3 protein-coding genes are annotated in these 4521 nt (G+C 60.4%); all 3 read left to right on the top strand.

Annotated elements, in window-relative coordinates:
* The first annotated feature begins 244 nt into the window (after positions 1–244).
* Positions 245–1447, top strand: a complete 1203-nt coding sequence (gene lptF, locus EN879_RS25260; RefSeq protein ID WP_013532506.1) for an LPS export ABC transporter permease LptF — start codon at positions 245–247, stop codon at positions 1445–1447.
* Positions 1444–2529: an LPS export ABC transporter permease LptG gene (lptG, locus tag EN879_RS25255; RefSeq protein ID WP_174299091.1), complete on the top strand. Its 1086-nt coding sequence runs from the start codon at positions 1444–1446 to the stop codon at positions 2527–2529. The genes lptF and lptG overlap by 4 nt, the downstream gene beginning before the upstream one ends.
* A partial coding sequence (locus EN879_RS25250; protein ID WP_164774563.1) for an LPS-assembly protein LptD occupies positions 2529–4521 on the top strand: 1993 nt, incomplete at its 3' end. The genes lptG and EN879_RS25250, both read left to right, overlap by 1 nt.

Genomic DNA, 4521 nt, shown 5'->3' with positions numbered 1-4521 from the left:
CCATATGACCTATGGAATCGATGACGATTCGTCGCGGCACGGCCCCGCTTTTTGCCGCAACTTGTTGTTAACCATCGATGTTCGCCCTTTCTTATCCATTCCCGCCGACACTCCGCCCAGCCGGGGGGCGTGATGTGGGACAGAACCCGGATAGACCATCTGATGAGCCAGTTGTGCAGGCGCTGCCGGACAGCTACCTTGTTCGGCGGCATGATGCCGTTCGAAAAAATCGAGAAAAGCCTTCATGAAGGTCGTTGAACGCTACATCATGCGCCGCGCTTTCGTGGTCTTCATGGCCGCTCTTGTGTGGACGCTGGCGATCGTATGGACGACGCAGGTGCTGGCAAAGATCGATCTGGTCACCGACAGCGGCCAATCGGCGCTGACCTTCTTCGAAGTCGCCGCCCTCATCCTTCCGTCCATCATCCCGATCGTAGTGCCTTTTGCGCTGGTGGTGGCGGTCGCACAGACACTCAGCGTCATGAATTCGGATTCCGAACTTGCCGTCGTCAACGCCGCGGGAGCCTCGCGCTGGACGATCGTGCGGCCGATCATGTTGCTGGCGCTCGCCGCAGCCGTTTTTTCCTTTGCCGTCGACAACGGCATCGATCCTTACGCACGGCAGAAGAACCGGGCCCTGGTGGCATCGTCACGCGCGGATCTGTTGTCGCTGATCATCCAGGAAGGTACCTTCCGCAAGATCGACGACGGGTTGTTCCTGCAGGTCGGCGAGCGCCTTCCCAACAATCGGCTGGGCGGCATTTTCGTCGCCGATTCGCGCGAAGAAGGCGTCAACCTCGTCTACTACGCCAAGACCGGCAGCATCATCGAACGCGGCGGTGAAAAGGTGCTGATGATGAATGACGGCGTCATCCATCGCAAAACGCTGACCGGCGATCTCTCCGTCATCCGCTTCACCTCCTATGCCTTCGACATGTCGGCCTTCATGGCGGCGGCTTCAGCGGTGACGCTCCTGCCCAAGGACCAGACGACGCAGTACCTGCTCAACCCGAGCGCCAACGACAAGTATTATCAGCAGAGCCCCTACGAATACCGGGCCGAAGTCAACCAGCGGTTCTCGGAATGGACCTATTCCATGGTTTTCGCGCTGATCGCGCTTGCGGTCGCCGGGGATGCGCGCTCGCACCGCGAGGCGCGCGTCAATCCGCTGATCACGGCGATCACGATATCGCTGTTCGTGCGTTGGCTGGGCTTTTTCGCCGCCAGCAAGGCGGATGAGATCCCGCAATATGCCTATATGGTCTATGGTGTGCCGATCGTGGCTTCCGCGGTGGCGATCTGGTTCATCGTCTCGAACCGGACACTGGAACTGCCCGTGACCTGGGCGGACTGGATGACAAACTTCGCCTCGCGCATCGCTGACAGCTGGAATGCTTTCAAATTGCGTTTGTCCAGGCGCGGCACATCAGGGCAAGGGGTCGGCTGATGGGCTGGACACTGGGCCGCTATTTCTTCTTCCGCTACGTGACGATCACCATCTGGTTCTTCATCGGCCTCCTGGCGCTGGTGTTCCTGATCGATTTCACCGAGCTGTCCGGCCGCACCACCGGCCTGCCCGGCTTCACCTACGGCACGGCGGTAGCCATTTCAGGCCTCCGCATGCCGATGATCATGCTGCAGACGGTGCCGTTCGTCGGTCTCTTCTCGGCGATGGCGACGCTGGTGTCGCTGAACCGGCGCTACGAGCTGGTCATCGCGCGTTCCGCCGGTGTTTCCGCCTGGCAGTTCCTCTTGCCCTGCTGTATCGGAGCCTTGCTGTTCGGCGTCCTGTCGGTTGGCGTCATCAATCCGCTCGCCGCGCACGCATTCTCCTGGTCCGAGCAGATCGAAACCCAGCTGCGTTCCGGCAAATCGAATACGGTCTCGGCCGATGCCGCGCCCTGGATCCGGCAGAAAACCAGTTCGGGGGACACCATCATCGGTGCGCGGGCCATCCTGAACCAGGGCCTGGAAATGGCCGATGTCGTATTCTTCATTCTCGACCCGCAAGGCAACATCGTCGAGCGCAAGGATGCTGCCCGTGCCTTCCTGCGCGACGGCTATTGGGAATTGCAGGACGTCAAGACGTTCCAGAACGGCACGATCCAGGCATCGGCAACCGATCGCGTACCGACCAATCTGAAGCCCGAATTCGTGCAAGAGCGGCTGGCGCGCCCGGAAACCATCCCCTTCTACGACCTGCCCGGAAAGATCGAGGTTGCCCGCTCCTTCGGCCTCAAGGCAAATGCCTTTGCCATGCAGTTTGATTCGCTCGTGGCGTTGCCGTTCCTTCTCGTCGCCATGACGCTGATCGCGGCAACGGTTTCAATGCGATTTGCTAGGATGGGGCAGTCGGCGACGATGATTCTGGGTGGCATCATCGCTGGCTTTCTGCTTTATGTCGTTTCGGTTCTGGTGAAGGCATTCGGCGTGGCGGGGTTCGTGCCGACTGTCGTAGCCGCCTGGGTACCGGTCATGGTGGCTATGTTCTTCGGGGTGACTTTCCTGCTATACAAGGAAGACGGCTAGTGAGGGAGGCGTTTTTGCCCAGCAACAGGCAGGCCGGTTTGGCGCGCCTCTATGCGGCGACCGCCTTGGCGTGCGTGCTTGCCTACGCCGTTCCGGCACCGGCGCTTGCGCAGGACGTCGGCGACATGGCGACATCGGTTCCGTCCGGCTCGCAAATGCTGCTGGCGGCCGACACGCTGGTCTATAACAACGACAACCAGACCGTGACCGCCGTTGGCGGCGTGCAGATCGACTATGGTGGCAATCGCCTTGTCGCCCAGCGGGTCGAGTACAACCGCAACACCAAGCGAATGGTCGCAAGCGGTAACGTCGAAGTCATCAACAGCGACGGTACCAAGATCAATTCGCAGCATATCGACATCACCGATGACTTCGCCGACGGCTTCGTCAACGCGTTGCGGGTCGAAACCATCGACAAGGCCTATTTCGCCGCCGAAAGCGCCGAACGCATGGGCGGCGTGCTGACCACCTTCCACAATGGCGTCTACACCGCCTGCGAGCCGTGCGAGGATAAGCCGGACAAAGCGCCGACCTGGCGCGTCAAGGCCAAGAAGATCATCTGGAACGGCGAGAAGAAGACGGTTCGCTTCGAGAATGCGAATTTCGAGTTCTTCGGTTTTCCGCTTGCCTATCTGCCTGCATTCGAAATTGCCGACCCGACGGTGAAGCGCAAGAGCGGCTTCCTGATCCCGAGCATCATCTACAAGAGCGATCTCGGCGTCGGCGTGAAAGTCCCCTATTATCTTGCATTGGCGCCGACCTACGACCTGACCGTCACCGGCACCGGCTATACCAAGCAGGGTTTCCTCGGTGAGGCCGAGTGGCGTCAGCGCTTCAACAATGGCGAGTACAGCTTGAAGATCGCCGGGATACACCAGCAGAATCCCGACGCTTTCCTCGACACCACTGCCTTCCCCTCCAGCTCTGGCCACAACGTCAATTCGGGCAGCGCCGGCGATCCCAACAAATTCCGCGGCATGATGGGTACCCAGGGGCAGTTCGCCATCAACTCACGCTGGAACTTCGGCTGGGACGTGCTGCTGCAGACCGACAAGAATTTCTCGAACACCTACGGCATCGAAAAGTACAATAGCAGCGTCCACCAGTCGTCGGTCTACTTGACGGGTCTCAACGGCCGCAACTATTTCGACGTGCGCGCCATGCATTTCGATGTGCAGGAAGATACACCTGACGACAACGCCTCTGCGCGAAGCGGACAACAGCCCTGGGTGCTGCCGTCGCTCGACTACGCCTATATTCCTGATGCGTCGGTGGCCGGCGGCCAGCTATCGCTCAATGTCAACGCGCGTGTCATCCGCCGCGACGATGTCGATGAGACCTTCGTCGAGCCCTACAATGCCCTCACTCCCACGCAGCGCGTCCGCGGCATTGAAGGCGAATCGGGCCGTCTCACCGCCGAGGCCGAGTGGAAGCGGAGCTTCGTCACCGATGGCGGGCTGGTGCTGACGCCGTTGCTCGCGCTGCAGGGCGACGTCGACTACCTCAACGCGTCGTCGGCTTCGCTGGACGCGATCGACAGAATGGCGACGCATTTGGGCGAGCAGGACGACATGCGCTCGTCATTTGCCCGTTACATGGCAACCGCCGGGCTTGAGATGCGTTGGCCGGTGCTGTTTTCCATGGCCAGCGGGTCCAGCCATGTCATCGAACCGATGGCACAGGTCTTCATGCGTCCGAACGAGCAATATGTCGGCGGCCTCTCAGTGCCTAACGAAGACGCCCAAAGCATGGTCTTCGATGCGACCACCTTGTTCGAACGCGACAAGTTCTCCGGCTACGACCGCGTCGAAGGCGGTTCGCGCGCCAATGTCGGCTTCCGCTATTCCGGCTCCTACAACAATGGCTGGGGCACCAATGCCATTTTCGGCCAATCCTATCAGATTGGCGGCGAGAATTCGTTCGCCGCGCCGGATTTGGTGAATGTCGGCGCAAACTCCGGCCTCGACACGACCAAGTCCGACTATGTCGGCC

This window comes from Mesorhizobium sp. M7A.F.Ca.AU.002.02.1.1, assembly GCF_003998535.1.
Taxonomy (GTDB): domain Bacteria; phylum Pseudomonadota; class Alphaproteobacteria; order Rhizobiales; family Rhizobiaceae; genus Mesorhizobium; species Mesorhizobium ciceri.
The sequence above is the reverse complement of the archived record's forward strand: the minus strand, read 5'-3'. Positions and strand labels throughout refer to the sequence as shown.

Coding starts and splice junctions, on each gene's coding strand:
- lptF (WP_013532506.1), top strand. CDS start 245: ATGAAGGTCGTTGAACGCTACATCATGCGCCGCGCTTTCGTGGTCTTC.